The 16,519-nt window shown below is 63.3% G+C and carries 15 protein-coding genes; 5 read left to right on the top strand and 10 right to left on the bottom strand.

Annotation, left to right across the window (positions count from 1 at the left end):
• Window positions 1–429: 429 nt before the first annotated feature.
• Window positions 430–2,583, top strand: a complete 2,154-nt coding sequence (locus tag LG047_RS19045) for a sulfatase-like hydrolase/transferase (protein ID WP_227968296.1) — start codon at window positions 430–432, stop codon at window positions 2,581–2,583.
• Between the two features lie 221 nt (window positions 2,584–2,804).
• Here the strand turns inward: LG047_RS19045 and LG047_RS19050 are convergent, their stop codons facing one another.
• The 8 genes from LG047_RS19050 to LG047_RS19085 all read right to left on the bottom strand — a co-directional run bounded on the left by LG047_RS19050 (window position 2,805) and on the right by LG047_RS19085 (window position 9,034).
• Window positions 2,805–3,176 (bottom strand): hypothetical protein, encoded by a 372-nt coding sequence (locus LG047_RS19050; protein WP_227968298.1) that lies wholly within the window; start codon window positions 3,174–3,176, stop codon window positions 2,805–2,807.
• 357 nt (window positions 3,177–3,533) lie between these two features.
• On the bottom strand, window positions 3,534–3,746 hold the full coding sequence (locus LG047_RS19055) for a hypothetical protein (RefSeq protein ID WP_144259462.1): 213 nt from the start codon (window positions 3,744–3,746) through the stop codon (window positions 3,534–3,536).
• Between the two features lie 93 nt (window positions 3,747–3,839).
• On the bottom strand, window positions 3,840–4,634 hold the full coding sequence (locus tag LG047_RS19060; RefSeq protein ID WP_227968300.1) for a hypothetical protein: 795 nt from the start codon (window positions 4,632–4,634) through the stop codon (window positions 3,840–3,842).
• Between the two features lie 300 nt (window positions 4,635–4,934).
• Window positions 4,935–5,417: a 30S ribosomal protein S9 gene (gene rpsI / locus LG047_RS19065; RefSeq protein ID WP_036280995.1), complete on the bottom strand. Its 483-nt coding sequence runs from the start codon at window positions 5,415–5,417 to the stop codon at window positions 4,935–4,937.
• A 2-nt stretch (window positions 5,418–5,419) separates the two neighbouring features.
• Window positions 5,420–5,890: a 50S ribosomal protein L13 gene (gene rplM / locus LG047_RS19070; RefSeq protein WP_227968301.1), complete on the bottom strand. Its 471-nt coding sequence runs from the start codon at window positions 5,888–5,890 to the stop codon at window positions 5,420–5,422.
• 142 nt (window positions 5,891–6,032) lie between these two features.
• On the bottom strand, window positions 6,033–6,749 hold the full coding sequence (locus tag LG047_RS19075) for a DUF2865 domain-containing protein (RefSeq protein WP_255679627.1): 717 nt from the start codon (window positions 6,747–6,749) through the stop codon (window positions 6,033–6,035).
• Between the two features lie 625 nt (window positions 6,750–7,374).
• A complete protein-coding gene (locus tag LG047_RS19080) occupies window positions 7,375–8,676 on the bottom strand; it encodes an ammonium transporter (protein ID WP_084678883.1) in 1,302 nt (433 codons plus the stop codon).
• 19 nt (window positions 8,677–8,695) lie between these two features.
• On the bottom strand, window positions 8,696–9,034 hold the full coding sequence (locus LG047_RS19085; RefSeq protein WP_036280999.1) for a P-II family nitrogen regulator: 339 nt from the start codon (window positions 9,032–9,034) through the stop codon (window positions 8,696–8,698).
• Between the two features lie 291 nt (window positions 9,035–9,325).
• Between LG047_RS19085 and LG047_RS19090 the strand changes: the two genes are divergently transcribed.
• Window positions 9,326–11,971, top strand: a complete 2,646-nt coding sequence (locus tag LG047_RS19090; protein ID WP_227968302.1) for a caspase domain-containing protein — start codon at window positions 9,326–9,328, stop codon at window positions 11,969–11,971.
• 24 nt (window positions 11,972–11,995) lie between these two features.
• Here LG047_RS19090 and LG047_RS19095 read toward each other — a convergent pair whose 3' ends face one another.
• Window positions 11,996–12,841, bottom strand: a complete 846-nt coding sequence (locus LG047_RS19095; RefSeq protein WP_227968303.1) for a tetratricopeptide repeat protein — start codon at window positions 12,839–12,841, stop codon at window positions 11,996–11,998.
• 108 nt (window positions 12,842–12,949) lie between these two features.
• Between LG047_RS19095 and LG047_RS19100 the strand changes: the two genes are divergently transcribed.
• From LG047_RS19100 to LG047_RS19110, 3 genes are read left to right on the top strand one after another with little or no spacing between them, the layout of a single operon-like run.
• On the top strand, window positions 12,950–14,344 hold the full coding sequence (locus LG047_RS19100; RefSeq protein WP_227968304.1) for a M17 family metallopeptidase: 1,395 nt from the start codon (window positions 12,950–12,952) through the stop codon (window positions 14,342–14,344).
• Entirely contained in the window at window positions 14,341–15,192 is an 852-nt protein-coding gene (locus LG047_RS19105) for a C40 family peptidase (RefSeq protein ID WP_227968306.1), read from the top strand. Before LG047_RS19100 ends, LG047_RS19105 begins: the two co-directional genes overlap by 4 nt.
• A gap of 11 nt (window positions 15,193–15,203) precedes the next feature.
• The gene (locus tag LG047_RS19110; RefSeq protein ID WP_227968308.1) at window positions 15,204–15,665 is read left to right on the top strand and encodes a MaoC family dehydratase; all 462 of its coding nucleotides are present in this window, start codon (window positions 15,204–15,206) and stop codon (window positions 15,663–15,665) included.
• Window positions 15,666–15,676: 11 nt separating this feature from the next.
• Here the strand turns inward: LG047_RS19110 and LG047_RS19115 are convergent, their stop codons facing one another.
• Window positions 15,677–16,483, bottom strand: a complete 807-nt coding sequence (locus LG047_RS19115; RefSeq protein ID WP_227968311.1) for a phosphorylase — start codon at window positions 16,481–16,483, stop codon at window positions 15,677–15,679.
• Window positions 16,484–16,519: the final 36 nt, after the last annotated feature.

Here is a 16,519-nt window from a genome sequence, read left to right on the forward strand (position 1 = left end):
ATGGAGGCGCACGCGCCGTTGGCAATGTTTGTATCGTCACATTCGGCGCCTGCAGGCTCCTGGAATGCATAACTAATGGCGCCATCAAGAATGTAATTGTTGACTGGATGAAATGAAAATGTTTAGCGGGTTTGGATTCGTGCGGAAGCGATCTTGAAAAAGATCAATATCGTATATTTACTGCGCAATTATGTTAGCAGAGCTGAGCATTACAATAAGTAAAGATGGTTTGCGTGAGGCCGTCGACAAAGTGATACAGGCGGTGTGGGCGAATATTGGGCCGGCGTAATCCGCAAGGTTCAGAAATACTGAACAAGATAAATTACCGATCGTCGGCGTTGACGTTTGCGAGATGCAGAATGTCGCCAGTCGCATATGATGCCGAGGCGTCAGGCCATGCGTGGAAGAGGTGAGATCATGAGATGGGATATGCGTCGCTGGAAAGTCACCTCCATACCGATCGGCGTCGCTGCGCTTGCGCTCGCCTCAACATGCGCAGCAGCTCCTGCGCAGTCGCGCCGGCCAAACATACTTCTCATCCTCACGGATGACGCTGGCATAGATCAGATTCGCACTTTCGGTTACGGCGGCCGCACTGCGCCACCCACTCCGAGTATTGATGCAATCGCCAACTCGGGCCTGCGGTTCAGAAACGCATGGACGATGCCCGCCTGCTCGACGGCCCGCGGCGTGCTGTACACCGGGCGCTATCCCTTCCGCACCAATTTAAACGCCGCGCTCGGCCCCTCCGATCTCGCCAATTCCATGATCTCTCCATGGGAGATGACGCTTCCGAAGCTGATGAAGAAAGGCGGCTATACGAGCGGGCTGTTCGGGAAGTTCCATATCGGGCTTCAGGGCAACAATCCCTTCAAACTTGCCATGCCGGGCGCGCTTGGTTGGGATTACTTTTCGGGATGGCTGGACGAAACCGGCGATCCGTCGTCGATCGATACGACCGCCGGCGGCGTGGGCGCTCAGGACCAATATCCATGGGGCTATGTGCCCGGTTCGAGGGACGGCGGCGCCGATCGCGGCGCCTGCTATGCGGGCGACGGAAGCTGCCAGCTTCTGAGCGCGCCATATGCCTCGAAGAATCCGCCGGGCCGCGTCTGTCGGGACGGCGGCGGCATTTTCACGCCCGGGCGGTCCTGCCAGCCGCAAACGCCGCCGAAAATCAACTTCGGCATATTGAGCGCTCATTATGTTTCTCCGCTCGTGATCAATCGCGGCGTGAGCGTCGAGCAGCCTCTGATCACGGACAAGCGGGCGCGAACCTATCGCAATGTCGAAGCGACCGACGCGGCTATCCGCTGGATCAAGCAGCAGCAGGCTGCCGGTGGGCCATGGATGGCAACGGTCTCGACCGCTACTGTCCACACGCCGATGCAAGCGCCCCCTGTGCCCCGTCTGCCCGCGAATTCGGTCGACACCAACGGGCTCGACCCCGACAACCCCGCAAGCCAGATCATCATCGCCAATCAGATGATCGAGGAAATGGACGCTGATATCGGCCGGCTTCTTGTGGAAACACGACTTGCGCGCAGGAGCCCGAGCGGCTCGCTGATTTACGAGCCCGAAGCAACGGACACGGTGGTCGTCTACGTCAACGACAATGGCTCCCTCGGCTCTCAGGTGCGACTGCCCTTCGACGGAAGCCGCGCGAAAGGCACGCCCTATCAGACCGGCGTGTGGACGCAGCTGGTCGTCGCTGGCCCGCTCGTGAGCCAGCCGGGTCGCGCTGTGACAGCAATGGTCAATATTGCCGATCTGTATCAGCTGTTCGGCGAAATCGCCGGAATAGATGTGCGCAAGGCCGTGCCGCGCACGCTCGATTCCCGGCCCATGCTGCCCTATCTCCGCAACCCCGCCCAGGCGCCCATCCGCACCTCCAATTTCACGCTCGTCGGCCCGAACATACAAGCCAATGGCGCAATGAACGGCCCCTGTCAGTTTGCAAGCAGTTGCTCGCAAATTCCTGTGACCAAGAGCGTCTGCGAGGATAATGGCGGCGTCTGGTTCGGGCAGGGCGCGACCGGGACTTATCCCGTGTCGGGCGGCACGCCGATCCCATCGAACGGCTTTACCTACTGTTGCCAGGTCCAGATCTGGCTGCATGACAACGGTTACACGCCGACCAAGATTAATCCGGAAACGGGCATGGCCATCCGGAATCGCATTGGCTACAAGCTCGTGCGCAACAGCCTGAAGGATTACAGCTCGGCCAGCAATTCATGCGTCGACACGACTACCGACGAGCTCTACGTCGTGAATGAGGCGGAGCCAGTGCCGTTGCTGGACCGGGAAGACAGGTTGATCCCCACGCCCTATACGCCCGTTCAGCAGCGCAACCATGACGCCTTGTCGAAGGAGCTGGACGCCCTGCTCGGATCACAGCCGTCGTGCCCCGGCGACGGCAATATCGATGGCGTCGTGAACCTGCAGGATGTCCATGACTACGGCGTCATGGTGCATCTGTCTCGCGGGAAATCGAGTTGGTACGACTTCAACGAGGACGGGCTGACCAATCCGGCCGATTTGGCGATCATTCAGAAGAATTACGGAAAGGTGTGCCGAAAGTAGAGGCGCGTGTGGAGTTGGCGTTCTGTAATCTTGCTAGCGATCTCGAGCGGTCTGCCTGCAGCGTCAGTAATGTCAGGAAAAATCGAGCCCTGCGGACAGTCCCGGGACTGTCTGCAGGCTCGAAAGAGCGGCTGTATCGATAAGCGCTCATCGCGCTCCGCACGATGTCGATGCCCGAACACTTCGTCGCGTCAGTGTAACGCCCGCAATCGTCGAGGCGATCAATGGAATGATTTGTCGACGAGAAAAATCCAGATCATGACAAGAGGCAACAGGAGGGAGAAGGCGACCTTCGTGATGTGGAGCGACAAAAGGTACGTATTTCGCCTTTTGGAAATTTCCATCAGCAGATCGTTCTCAAATTCGGCGATCGTTTTGGCGCCGATCTCGGCGTCCGGTCCCATCATGTTCAGACAGCGCAGGTCGATCCATGCTGCTGACGCGAATGCAGCCATAAATGCGAAGATCGCGACCTTGATGTAATGGCCATATGGCGTGCCTTCATCGATCAGGCCAAGAGAGAAAGTCAAAGCGGCCAGCATTACGGATATGAATTGCAGTAAGTCGGCGCTTTTCGAGTCGATCACGCTCATGTCGTGCAGAACGCTGTCGATGAGCGTCTTCAGACCTGCGCTCCCTTCGTTTCGTATCGCGTGATATTTCCTCTCGTTTTGGGTATGGTCGTTCGCAGTTGTCAAAATAGGCATCGGCTCCTCTCCCGCGCGCCGCCCCGCATTTTGTGAAGCATCTAGCGGCCGACATTAATGCGCCGCCCGAATATACATAAGGTTCCACTATCGCCGAAGCCGATTTTCAAGCGCCGGAAAGAAGGCGCCGAAAGCTCGATCCTGCCGAGCTTTCCGAAGCCGTGATCGACGGTTGGCGAGCGCGTCTCTCGAATGAAGCCATCACGACAGAACTATCGGCTGAGCGGTTCGCTTCGTTGGAATTCACTCATCATCCTGGGTCAGAATGTGTCGAAGCAAAAAACCGACAGAATAGGAAAATGCGGCGCCAAAGATTCCGAGAAAGGTCGAGTTGACATATTTTGGCTCCAAACCCTCCGAAACGATCTTGAAGATCGAGGCTCCGATAAGCAAAACAAACGGCAATGAAATCAGAATGCCAACCCAATAGAGAATGTTTGCAAGCTGTTTCGTCATAGCCATGTCCCCTGTTCGTCCTGTCCGCTGTCGCCATCGTGGTGACAGGATAGAAAACTCCATGCGCTCATGGAAGCGGTCGGCTTGCCGATTTCACGGAGCGTCGGTGACGCTCTCGGCGCCTTTGCAGCGGCTCTGGAAGTTCATGTCATCAAGGTTTTCACTGCGGTGAGTAAGACAGATGGCGCCGTTCCTCACGTGAACGAGCCAAATGGAGTCGAAATCGCACTGAAGCCATTTACTCGGTAATTCACATTTATATTCCTCGCCCTCGACCGCCAGTGCGTTTCCCGCCAATTCCCTCAGATTTCCAAGCCTGACGAGCTGCTCGTACAACTTCCGTATGTTGTTGCGTTCCCACGCGATGAAGACAGTCTTCGCCTTGCCGTTGACGTCAGGCGCGAAGGCTCTGTCACCGAGTAGATCGTGGGCCAGGGACTCGTTTTGATTGTATCCATACGGCGTCCAGACCGGGAAATTGATCCTGGCGGAAAGAGGAGCGATCGTCGCCAGCGGCCTCACATAATTGAAATATTGTCCCGTCGCCTTGTTGATCATTTTCACCGCGGGATTGGCGGCTATCAACAAATCGGGGCAGCCAAACCGATTCAATAGGGCATCCGGCAGGCGTGACAGCCGGCCGGCCGCCTCGCTGCCAAGATTACCGTCTTCGATCATCACGCCGTCATCCCTGATCGGCTTTTCGGCGTGACGGAACATGACGACAACAAGCGGTCCAATCGTCTTGGGGTCGATCGGAACCGACGCGGGCGTCGGTTCGGTGGCGGTGGTCCACGACAACGGGGGCGGGGAGGGAGTACAGGCGGCTGACGCTGTCGCGGGAACCAAAAATAGCAATGCGACAGTAATGCGCGAAGTCGATTTCATGGCGCGGGTCCGGAGTATGGAATATGCCAATGATTTTAGTCGATTTTGTTGTGGACGCTATGGTCAAGACCGCTTCATTCGCCTCGGTAGCTCTGGTCTCCGGCTGATCGCTCATGCATTGCATCGATCGTTGGGAATTGTCGCGAAACAACGCGCGCATTTGTCATGAAGATTCTCAATCGAAATTTTGCCCCGCATTCATCATGCGAGACGCCTGCGCCACAAAAAAAAGCCGAGCGGTTGCTCGGCTTTGATGATTTATGACGGTAAGCGGAACGCTGAAAAACAGTGTCCTGACCGTTAGCGCTTCGAGAACTGGAAGCTACGGCGGGCTTTGCGCTTGCCGTATTTCTTGCGCTCGACCACGCGCGAGTCGCGGGTGAGGAAGCCTTCCTTCTTGAGCGGGGAGCGCAGCTCCGGCTCGTAGTGCGTCAGCGCCTTGGCGAGGCCGTGGCGCACGGCGCCCGCCTGGCCTGAAAGGCCGCCGCCGGCGACGGAGACGACGAGGTCGTATTGGCCGGTCCGCTTCGCGACGACGAGCGGCTGCTGCAGGATCATGCGCAGCACGGGACGCGCGAAATAGACGGCGACGTCTCGGCCGTTGACGGTGATCTTGCCGGAGCCCGGCTTGACCCACACGCGGGCGACGGCGTTCTTGCGCTTGCCGGTGGCGTAGGCGCGACCCTGCTTGTCGAGTTTCTGCTCGTATTTCGGCGCCTCGGACGCCGCGGCGACGGCCGCCTGGTTGAGGTCGGACAGCGAGGAAAGGGTGGTCTCGGCCATGATCAGGCGCTCCGGGCGTTCTTGGCGTTCAGGGCGGCGACGTTGAGCGCCTGCGGGTTCTGCGCCTCATGCGGATGCTCGGCGCCCTTGTAGACACGCAGATTGCCGAGCTGCTTGCGGCCGAGCGGGCCGCGCGGCAGCATGCGCTGCACGGCCTTTTCGAGCACGCGCTCCGGGAAGCGGCCTTCGAGGATGAACTTGGCCGAACGCTCCTTGATGCCGCCGGGGAAGCCGGTGTGATGGTGATACACCTTCTGGTCGCGCTTGCGGCCCGTCAGCACCACCTTGTCGGCGTTGATGACGATGATGTTGTCGCCGTCGTCCATATGGGGCGTGAAGCTCGCCTTGTGCTTGCCGCGCAGGCGGAGGGCGATGATCGAGGCGAGGCGGCCGACGACGAGCCCGGAGGCGTCGATCAGCACCCACTTCTTTTCGATGTCGGCGGGTTTCGCCGAATAGGTTTTGCCGTACATGGGATGGAAATTCCGTCTGAACGATATGTTCGGATGGCCGCTGGATAGGGGAGTTGTGGCCGGCGGTCAAGGCAAATGTGGCAGTGATCGGCGCGGAAAGCCATAAATCTTCGCAGATTCGTTTATATGGTAATTTGATACCTCATTTTTCGGCGGCGTTTCGCCGGCTTCCGCCGTAGACCGGCCCGGCTCTTGAACCGGGTCGCTTTTCAGCCGCGCTGCGGCTGGACGCCATATCGAGTTTTGTTGCGCCGACTGCGGCGACGGCGAAAGCGAGGACGATCAGCAACGCGGGCGTCGGCAGGGAGGCATTTGCCTCTGGATTGTCGCCAGGGTGGACGTTCATTGGCGTCGTCCCGCCAGCCAGCGACGGCCGCGGTCGGCTCTGCTGCTCCTGCCGTGCGATCCCGGCGATGGAGCCGGAGGGCGACGCCGCGGGCGTTCCGGAGTGGAGACGCAAGCGTGAGACGGGGAGTAGCGCCTTGAGTTTTTCGCGCAATCCGCGCGGGAGCCTGCTCAAGTTCCCGGCGTGGTTCAACCTGGATCCGTCGTAGACATAAACGCCATCCTCTTCGAAGGCGATGTCGCCTTTGCGGAGCGTCGGGTCCGAGCGCAGCATATGCAGGAAAACCGCTTGCGATTGCTCGGGCCTATTGCAGGAGCATCCGCTGGTCGTCATTTCCCGAAATTTGAACGCCGTCGGAATCGAAGCATATGACTGACCCTTGAAATTCCGCGCCGTTTCGATCGTCGCTCCTTCATATATGTCCACTTTGGCCGATGGGCAGGCGTATTCGCAGGACTCCAGTTTCGTCGCCAATTCGGATTTGATGAGGGGAAAGAAATATCCGTCGCACATGCGCACGCAATATCCGCCGCCCGAGGAAGCGCCGGCGACCGCCTCACTGTCCGCTCCAGCGTTACGGTTTCGGTCGAAGTTAGGTCGGGCGGCGTGTTTCGGTGATCGATCGGTAATATGTCGGCGGGGCGCAGAAGGTCTCGCGGTCGGGCGCCATCTTTCACTTCTGTGCATTGCCGCGCCTTCCGAGCGATGCGGCTGCGGCGCAAAGCCGCCAAATAACTCTTCAAAAAAGTCCTGGGCGTGCGAATGTGCGGGCGCGGCCAGCGCGACAGCGGCAATGACTCCCAAACGCGTGGCGACCCTAACGCTACGCATGGCGCCAATCCTCGACAGGGGGCGACAAACGACAAGCTTTCCGTCAACCTGTCGCAACCCGGCCGAATTTCAATAGTCTTGCTGTTGCTTGTCAGTATTGTGCAGGTTTAGTTTGAGCATGCTGAGCCGCCGCCATTCCATCGCGTCAATTGTCTGGCGAGGGGCGAGCGACGCATCCATGGTTCCCTGAAATTCCAGGCGGTCTGGCATGTCCTGACGCGGCAGGCGGGGCCGAGCGCAAAAGACTCGACGCCCGCGGCCCGCTCCCGCCTCCCGAGCGGGAGAGAGAGCGGCGGTTATAGATCGATCATTGATGCAGCGCTTCGCCGTGCAGGGCGATGTCGAGCCCTTCGCGCTCGTCGTCGCTGTTGACGCGCAGGGTCGTGACCATCGAGACGAGCTTCAGTGTGATCCAGGTGCCGATGACGCACCAGACGATCGTGACGCCGACCCCGATCGCCTGCACGACGAGCTGATGGAAGTCGCCTTGGAGCAGACCGGCGACGCCGGGATCGGACTCCGACGCCGTGATCGCGCGCGTCGCAAAGACGCCGGCAAGCAGCGTGCCCATGATACCGCCGACGCCATGCACGCCAAATACGTCGAGCGTATCGTCATAGCGGAGCCGGTGCTTCGCCACGGTGCAGAACCAGTAGCAGACGCCGCCGGCGATAAGCCCGATAACGGCGCCATGCCAGGGCAGGACGTAGCCCGAGGCCGGCGTGATGGTTCCGAGACCTGCGACGGCGCCGGAGACGACGCCGAGCACCGACGGCTTGCCGCGCTCGATCCATTCCAGCGCGCTCCACACCAGCGCGCCGGCGCAGGCGGCAAGATGCGTCGCTACGATGGCGAAGACGGCGCGGGAATTGGCGCCGAGCGCGGAGCCGCCGTTGAAGCCGAACCAGCCGACCCAGAGCAGTCCCGTGCCGACGACCGCCAGCGACAGATCGAAGGGCGAGAGATTCTCCCGCCCGAATCCTACGCGATTGCCCAGCACCAATGCGCAGACGAGGCCCGCGACGCCGGCGTTGATATGCACGACCGTGCCGCCGGCGAAATCGAGCAGGCCCATCTTCTGCAGGAAGCCGCCGCCCCACACCCAATGCGCCGAAGGCACATAGACGATGAAGAGCCATAGCACGCAGAAGATCATGAAGGCGGAAAACTTCATGCGCTCGGCGACCGAACCGCCGACCAGCGCGCAGGTGATGACCGCGAAGGTCATCTGATAGGCCATGAAGAGGATCTCGGGGATGGTCTTGGCGAGCGGGCTCACCGTGTCCATGCCGATCCCGGAGAGCATGACCCGCGCCGTGTCGCCGATATAGGCTCCGTCGCCGGAGAAGGTCAGGCTGTAAGCGACGCCGATCCACAGCAGCGAGACGATCGCCGTCGCGATTAGGCTCTGCGCCATGGTGGCGAGCACGTTCTTCTTGCGCACCATGCCGCTATAAAAAAGCGCGAGGCCGGGCAGCGTCATCATCAGCACGAGCGCCGTGGCGATGATCATGAAGGCCGTGTCGGCGCCGTCGATTTTCGCCGCGTCATCGGCGAGGGCGGGCGTGGCGAGCAGGCACAGCGCACCGAGCGCCGGGAAGAGTTTCATGGCGTGGGCTCTCGATTGATCAGAGTGCGTCGGAATCGGTTTCGCCGGTGCGGATGCGCAGGGCGCGCTCGAGCGGCGTGACGAAGATCTTGCCGTCGCCGATGTGGCCGGTGTGTGCGGCCGTCTTGATCGCCTCGATCGCCCGATCGACAAGCTCGTCGCCGATGGCGATCTCGATCTTCACCTTCGGCAGGAAGGAGACGATGTATTCGGCGCCGCGATAGATCTCGGCGTGGCCCTTCTGGCGCCCATAGCCCTTCACCTCGGTCGCGGTCATGCCATGCACGCCGAGTTCCGTAAGCGCCTCGCGCACTTCATCGAGCTTGAAGGGTTTGATGATGGCCGTGATGATCTTCATGTGGGCGTCGATGCTCTCGATAACGGCAGGATGGCGATTTCGACAGCAATCGCCGTGCCAGATCCGCGCATTTGGCGTACGGAAAGGCTTCGCTCAGGGCGTCATCCCGCGGATGGCCGCGCAACAGGCGCCGATCGCCTAAAAAATCCACAATATGTGCAAAGAATTGGCGTGATCGCGCCGAATGGATGGACGCCCGGTCAGAGGCGGGTGGTTCATGCCCGGTTCAGCCGCAAAGTCGCGTGAATATGTCGAAGCCGCGCCGATTTATGCGCCGGCAGGAGAGTAGGAATGAGGTTCTTTCGGTTTTTGGCGCTCGCATTCGCGGCCGTGCTCGCGCTCGCGGCCGGACAGGCGCACGCGGAGGAGAAGCGGCTCGCGCTCGTAGTCGGCGAGGCCGCTTATCCGTCGAAGCCGCTTTCGACGGCGGCCAATGACGCCGGCCTGGTTGCGCAGACGCTTCAGGCCGCTGGTTTCGACGTCACCGGCGCGCGTGACCTCGAGGAAACAGCGCTGAAACAGGCGTTCCGCGACTTCCTCGACAAGGCCGCCGGAGCTGGCCCCGACGCGGTCGCCTTCATCTACTTCTCGGGTTACGGGCTGCAATTGGAGGGAGAGAACTACCTGGTTCCGATCGACGCGGCGATTACGCGCGACAGCGATATTCCCATGCGCGCGTTGCGCGTTTCCGATTATCTGAAGCCGCTCGCGGCGTCCGGGGCAAAGCTCAGCATCGTCGTGCTGGACGCGGCCCGCCCCAACCCCTTCAAGATGGCGGGCCAGCCGATAGCCGGCGGCCTCGCGCTTTACGAGCCGGGGGCGAGGGCCTTGCTCGCCTTCAACGCCGCGCCGGGCACGGTCGCGCCCGAGGACAAGGGCGATTACGGCGCCTACGCCCACGCGCTCGCCGAAATGATCCGCGACGGCGGCCGGCCGCTGATGGATGTCTTCGACAAGGTGCGTCTGCGCGTCTCCGACGTCACGAAGGGCGCGGAGATCCCCTGGAACTCCTCGAAGATCGAAACGGATTTCGTCTTCTTCCAGCGCGAGGCCGATGCGCCGCCGCTCAAGGACGTCGATGGTCAGGACATGAACAAGCCGCTCAGCGCGCTCGGCCCGGAGGCTGGGTTCTCGGCGGCTGTCCAGCGCGACACGCTGCAAGGCTACCAGGACTATGTCGCGACCTATCCTTCGGCGCCGCAAGCCAGACGCGCGCGGGCCATGGCCGCGACGCGGCGCGAGGCGCTGACCTGGCGGCGCACGCGCGTTGTCGACACGCCCAACGCATACTGGTCCTATCTGCGGCGTTATCCGAAGGGGCCGCATGTGTGGGATGCGCGCCGTCGTCTGGCGGAAATCTCGCAGGCGCCGGAGCCGCCGCCGTCTTTTGAACCGATCGAATATGACTATGCGCCGCCGCCGGTGGAGGAGATCGTCTATGTCGAGAGGCCGGTCGTCTATTTCGACGATCCCGAGTGGGATTTCGCGCCTCCGCCTCCGCCGCCGGTTTACCTGCTGCCGCCGCCGCCGCCGAACTTCGTCGTCCTGCCGCCGCCGGTCATTATCGCGCAACCCTATGTGCTTCCGACGCCGGTCTATGTGCCGGTTCCGGTCTGGCAGCGTCCGCCGCCCTACATCGCCCCGCCGCCGAATGATTTCATCTATCGCAATCTTCACAATGAGGTTTTGGTCGATCCCGGCGCGAACAACGTCGTGGTGAAGAATCCGCAGGGGCATGTGATTTCCACCGGCGCCCTGACCGCCGCCGGCGCCGGCGCGGCCGCCGTGGGGGTGGGGGCGGCGCTGCCGCATTTCATTGCGAAGCGAACTCCGGCGGTTCCACCTGTTCCTGGAGCGGTCGCGCCCGGTGTCGGTCCCGCCGGCGTCGTCGCTCCTGTCGGCGGCGTGACGCGACCGGGAATCCCGGGCGCGCAACAGCCGGTCGGAGCGACGCCGATCGGCGGGCCTCTCGGCAAGCCGGGAGCCCCACTTCCGGGCGGAGCGGCCGTCGCGCCAACGCCCGGAACGCCCGGCGCCCCGCTTCCGGGCGCAATAAAGCCGGGCGCCCCCGCCCCGGGGACGCCGCCGGCCGGGGCGATCATTCCGCCGAAAGGCGAACCCGGGTCCGGGGACCATGCGCTGCCGAAGCCCGCGCCCGACGTGCTAAAGCCGCATGCGCCGATCGGAAAGCCCGCGACGCCGCCCGATGGAACAGCCACGCCCCCCATCGGCGATGCTGGGCCAAAGGATCATGCGGCGCCGAAGCCGGCGCCGGCGGGGGCAAAGCCTCTCGCGCCGCCGCCTTTCGGCAAGCCCGCGACGCCTGCGGGCGGGGCGGGCGCTTCGCCGAACGGCGAAGCTGGGCCGAAGGATCGCGGGCTGACGAAACCCGCGCCGGACGGCGCAAAACCGCTCGCGCCGCCGACCGGCGCGCCCATGGACAAGGCGCCGCCCGCGCTCGGTCGGCCCGGCCGCGGCGGACGAGGCGTTCCGGCGCCGGACATGGGCGGGGCGCCCGATGTCGCGCCGAAGCCGCCAGCCGGGCCGAAGGTCGCGCCGAGGCCGAACAGGGGCGCTCCCGTCGAACGCCCGAACGGGCCTCGGGGAATGGACGGCGGATCTGTCGGGGCCCCGCAAAGGTCGATGCAGCGCATGCGCGAGCCTGTCGACAGGCTGGCGCCGCCGCGTGAAGCGCCGCTTATGCAGCCGCGCATGCGGGAGGCGCCGCCGCCCATGCAGCCCCGCATGCGAGAAACCCCGCCGCAGATGCGTGCGCCGGCCCCGATTGATCGGGGTCCACCCGCGGGCATGATGCGTCCGCCGCCGCCTGCGGTCGCGCCGATGATGCGTCCGCCGCCGCCCCAGCCCGGACCGGGTGGAGGCGGGGCGGGACCGCGCGGCATGGGCGGGCCCGGAGGCCCCCCGGGGTTTCGCTGATCCGAGAGTCCTGAACTCCGCGGCCTATTGCGCCGCGGAGGCTTCCGTCTGACGCGCCGACGCGCGGCGTTGCGACTGGCCGCCGGTCTGAATGTCGCGCCAGGTGTTGGATTGCGAAATCATCTGACGAATCGAGGCGACGTTCTGCGCCGCGTCGATCGGCGAGAGATCGCGCCGCGACCATTCCTCCGCCTGATCGAACTTGCCTTGCAACGCCAGCACCAGCGCCAGATTCTGTCGCACGCGCATGTCCGCTCCCGGCTGGGCGGCGGCGGCGCGCAGGACTTCCTCGGCGCGCGGCAGGTTACGCGCAAGCGCGTAGGACAGGCCAAGATTGGAGAGGACAGACGGCTCATTGGGCCGTATCTTCAGCGCGGTTTCGTAGTAGCCCCGGGCGCCTTCATGGTCGCCGAGCTGGTCTGCGATGGAGCCCTGCGTCGAGAGGACCGACCAGTCGGGCCGCTCCGGCGTGTGCGCCTTCTGCAGAACATCCGCCGCCTGCTTGAGCTGGCCGGCGTCGGCAAGCGCCTTGCCATAGGCGCCGAGCACCTTCATGTCCTCCGGATTCTGGATGGCGAGGCCCTGAAGCACCGCGACCGCCTGCGCGTTCTGGTCCAGCGCATGCAGCGCCCGCGCATAGGTCATCGCGGTCGCCTTGTCCTTGGGGTTGGCGTCGTAGCGACGGCCCCATTCCTCGGCGAACTGACGGAGCGCGCCCTCGTCTTTCGGCAGGGCGGGGGTGGAGGACCGGCCAATCGAGCCCGTGACGTCGTTGAGCGTTTTCGAGCAGCCGGAGAGGCCGACGAGCGCCGCCAGGGCGACGGCGCAGAGATTGATCGATTGCCGGGAGGTGAGTCGCGCCTTTATCACGGCGAATCTTTTCCGTTTGTGTGAATGGACTGCTAGACGAGCAATAAAGCGTTAACCCTAATGCAAGCTTAACGTGAGCAGTTAGGCTTGAACGGATAGAAGATGACAATGAAGCTGGAAGACTGGTCACCCGACGCCATCGCCGTTGATTTCGTGGACAAAAAGAGCTGGCCGCAACTCCTCGAAAAACTGCCGCCTGCGGTCGCAGCCTACTCTGCGGCAAGCGGCTTCGAGGCGAAGCCCGGAAGCCTGCTCGTCGCGCCGATGGGCGAGGGCGTTGCGCCGCGCGTGTTCTTCGGCGTCGAGGAGAAGGACGCGAAGAAACGGGATCCTTTTCTCCCCGGAAAGCTCGCGACCCTTCTGCCGCGCGGGCTCTACCGGCTGGGGGAGGGCGTCGCCGACCCGCAGGGCGCGGCGCTGGCTTTCCTGCTCGCGAGCTATTCCTTCTCGCGCTATGTCGCGCCCAAGAGCGAGAAGCCGCGCCTCTGCGCGCCGGAGGGAATTGACCGCGCCCGCGTCGAACGCATCGCGCAGGCCGTCGCCTTTGGCCGCGATCTGGTCAATACGCCGGCGAACGACATGGGACCGGAAGCGCTGGCCGAGGCGGCGCTGGGCCTTGCGGCGAAGCACGGCGCGCAAAGCCGGGTGATTGTCGGCGACGCGCTGCTGGCCGAAAATTTCCCACTGATCCACGCCGTCGGCCGCGCGGCCGCCCAGGCGCCGCGCCTCGTCGAATTTACCCATGGGCCGGAGGACGGTTTGAAGGTGACGCTCGTCGGCAAGGGCGTTTGCTTCGACAGCGGCGGACTCGACATCAAGCCATCGAGCGCGATGCTGCTGATGAAGAAGGACATGGGCGGCGCCGCGACGACGCTGGCGCTGGCGTCGATGCTGATGGAGGGCGGCGCTCCGGTGCGGCTTCGCGTGCTGTTGCCGATCGTCGAGAATTCGATTTCCGCGAACGCCTTCCGGACCAGCGACGTCTATCGCAGCCGCAAGGGGTTGACGGTCGAAATCGGAAACACCGACGCGGAAGGAAGGCTGATCCTCGCGGATGCGCTGGCCTACGCCTGCGAGGAGGACGCTCCCGACCTGCTCTTCGACTTCGCGACGCTGACCGGCGCCGCGCGCGTGGCGCTCGGACCGGAGTTGCCGCCTTTCTACACGGGCGACGATGCGCTCGCTTCGGAGATAGCGGCGCATGGCTTTCGCGTGAACGATCCCGTGTGGCGTCTGCCGCTCTGGGATAATTACGACAGCGGGCTAGATGGCAAGATCTCCGATCTTGTCAGCGTGACGAGCGGCGGCTTCTCGGGCTCCATCGTCGCTGCGCTGTTCCTGCGCCGTTTCGTGACCGATCCCGCGCGCTGGGCGCATTTCGACGTCTACTGCTGGAATCCCTCGACAAAGCCGGGGCGACCCGAAGGCGGCGAAGTGCAGGCGGCGCGGCTGATTTACGAATTGATCGAAGCGCGTGCGGGACAGGGAAAGGCGACACGATGAGCGAGACATTCGACCGCCGGCTGACGCCCGCGCGCAGCGACCTCGCGGCGGCCCATCTCAAGGGGCGCGTCGACGCGGATCGCTACGTCGAGGGCGTCGTGATGGAAGTGAAGGATTGCGTCGTCGATATGCGGCGCGAGCCACGCCCCGACGCGTCCATCGACACGCAGGTTCTCTTCGGCGAACGCGTGACGGTTTATGACGAACTGGAGGGCTGGGCCTGGGCCCAGCTTTCGCGCGACGGCTATGTCGGCTGGATCGCCGCGAATACTCTATGGAGCGAAGTCAGCACGCCCACGCATCGCGTCTGCGTGCCACGCACCTTCGTTTATCCGCGCGCGAGCATAAAGCTGCCGCCGCTGATGGCGTTGCCGCTCGGCGCCGAGATCGCGATTCTCAAGGAGCATGAGTCTTTTTACGTCACCCGTGACCTTGGCTTTATCTGGCGCTCGCATCTGGCGCCGCTCGACGCGCCCGCAAATGATTTTGTCGCGGTTGCGGAGACGTTGATCGGCGCGCCCTATCTCTGGGGCGGCAAGTCGTCGCTTGGCATAGACTGTTCAGGGCTGGTGCAGGTTGCGTTGCTCGCCACTGGCGTCGAGGCGCCGCGCGACAGCGACATGCAGGAAGCGCAACTCGGCTCGCTGCTCGGCCCCGGCGCCGAACTGCGCCGCGGCGATCTCGTTTTCTGGAAGGGTCACGTCGGCGTCATGCGCGATGCGACGACGCTGCTGCACGCCAATGGCGCGCATATGCTGGTGTCGAGCGAACCGCTGGAGCTCGTGCGCGAACGCAATGTGAAGGCTGGGGCCGGAGAGGTGACGAGCATGCGGAGGCTCGCGCTTTGAACCAGGCGACGATGACGAAATTCATCTATTTCGAAGATCTGTCCGTCGGACAACGCTTTCACTCCGCATCCGTGGAGATGACCGCGGAAGAAATCATCCGCTTCGCGCGCGACAATGATCCTCAGTTCTTCCATGTCGACGAAGAAGCGGCGAGGGACAGCGTGTTCGGGGAACTCGTCGCCAGCGGCTGGCAGACCGCAGCGCTCACTGTGCGTCTGATACTCGAGTCGGCAGAAGCGCCTTTTGCTGGCGGCGTTGTCGGCGCCGACGTGCATGTGTCGTGGAAACAGCCGGTGCGGCCGGGCGATCGCCTGCGGATCGAAAGCGAAATCACGAAGATGGTTGCGCCGCGGTCCCGGCCCGATCGCGGTTTCGTCACTTTCCTGACGACGACATTCAATCAGGACGACGCGCCGGTGCAAACGATGCAGTCGACAATCGTCGTGTTTCGCGATCCCGCGCGCGGCGGCTGATCGCGCCGGCGTCAGCGCCCCTTCACGAAAGCGCGCAAGAGGCGCTTGGTGGCGACGACGCCCGCCACCGCCGGGCCGCGCGTGAGATCGGACGTCGGATTGCCGTTCGAGAATCCGGCGCCGAAATCGGTGACGACTGCGACGCCGGCGAATGGAATGCCGAAGCGACGGGCAAGAATGGCCTCGGGCACGAGCGTCCACCCGAAGAGATCGGCGCCGAGCTGGCGCGCAACCTTGGTTTCGGCGGGCGTCTCGAAACTCGGGCCCGAAAACCACATGAAGACGCCTTCATGCACGGCGACGCCGGCGGTCGCCGCGGAGGTCTTGACCCGGCGAAGCAGCCGCTTGTCGTAGGCCTCGTTCATGTTGATCATCGCCTTGCCGTCGGCGGCGGCGCCGATGAGCGGATTGAGGCCGGTGAAATTGATATGGTCGGTGATTGCGACCACACTGCTGGGAACGAGATCGGCCTGGACGGACAAGGCCAGCGCCGTGGATAGAAGGCTGCGCACGCCGAGAAGCGAGAGCGTTTCGATCGGCGTCGACATCAGGCTCGGATCGCCCGTCTCGTAGAAGGTTGATCGGCCCTTCAGCACCATCGTCGGCGCGCCGTCGATCGTGCAGACGAGGAGTTCCCCGTCGTCCACGCCCGGCGCCTGCGGGAAACCGGGGAGTTCCGCATAGGGAATCGCGACAACGCGCTCGGCAAGGTCGGCGAGACCGAAGAACGTGCGCCCCAGGATAACGGCGTTTTCTATTGGCCCCAGGTCGCTGCGGGCTCTGATGATGTCAGCCGCTTCCTGGGCGGAATTGCTCATTTATACCCTCTGCGCGCTCTGGCGAATCAACCTGCC

The sequence above is a fragment of the Methylocystis sp. WRRC1 genome, assembly GCF_020733155.1.
Classification (GTDB): domain Bacteria; phylum Pseudomonadota; class Alphaproteobacteria; order Rhizobiales; family Beijerinckiaceae; genus Methylocystis.

Bases quoted from the DNA above. Each gene is read 5' to 3' on its own strand.
- LG047_RS19045 (WP_227968296.1), top strand. From the start codon at position 430: ATGCGTCGCTGGAAAGTCACCTCCATACCGATCGGCGTCGCTGCGCTT.
- LG047_RS19050 (WP_227968298.1), bottom strand. From the start codon at position 3,176: ATGAGCGTGATCGACTCGAAAAGCGCCGACTTACTGCAATTCATATCC.
- LG047_RS19055 (WP_144259462.1), bottom strand. From the start codon at position 3,746: ATGACGAAACAGCTTGCAAACATTCTCTATTGGGTTGGCATTCTGATT.
- LG047_RS19060 (WP_227968300.1), bottom strand. From the start codon at position 4,634: ATGAAATCGACTTCGCGCATTACTGTCGCATTGCTATTTTTGGTTCCC.
- rpsI (WP_036280995.1), bottom strand. From the start codon at position 5,417: ATGGCCGAGACCACCCTTTCCTCGCTGTCCGACCTCAACCAGGCGGCC.
- rplM (WP_227968301.1), bottom strand. From the start codon at position 5,890: ATGTACGGCAAAACCTATTCGGCGAAACCCGCCGACATCGAAAAGAAG.
- LG047_RS19075 (WP_255679627.1), bottom strand. From the start codon at position 6,749: ATGTGCGACGGATATTTCTTTCCCCTCATCAAATCCGAATTGGCGACG.
- LG047_RS19080 (WP_084678883.1), bottom strand. From the start codon at position 8,676: ATGAAACTCTTCCCGGCGCTCGGTGCGCTGTGCCTGCTCGCCACGCCC.
- LG047_RS19085 (WP_036280999.1), bottom strand. From the start codon at position 9,034: ATGAAGATCATCACGGCCATCATCAAACCCTTCAAGCTCGATGAAGTG.
- LG047_RS19090 (WP_227968302.1), top strand. From the start codon at position 9,326: ATGAGGTTCTTTCGGTTTTTGGCGCTCGCATTCGCGGCCGTGCTCGCG.
- LG047_RS19100 (WP_227968304.1), top strand. From the start codon at position 12,950: ATGAAGCTGGAAGACTGGTCACCCGACGCCATCGCCGTTGATTTCGTG.
- LG047_RS19105 (WP_227968306.1), top strand. From the start codon at position 14,341: ATGAGCGAGACATTCGACCGCCGGCTGACGCCCGCGCGCAGCGACCTC.
- LG047_RS19110 (WP_227968308.1), top strand. From the start codon at position 15,204: ATGACGAAATTCATCTATTTCGAAGATCTGTCCGTCGGACAACGCTTT.
- LG047_RS19115 (WP_227968311.1), bottom strand. From the start codon at position 16,483: ATGAGCAATTCCGCCCAGGAAGCGGCTGACATCATCAGAGCCCGCAGC.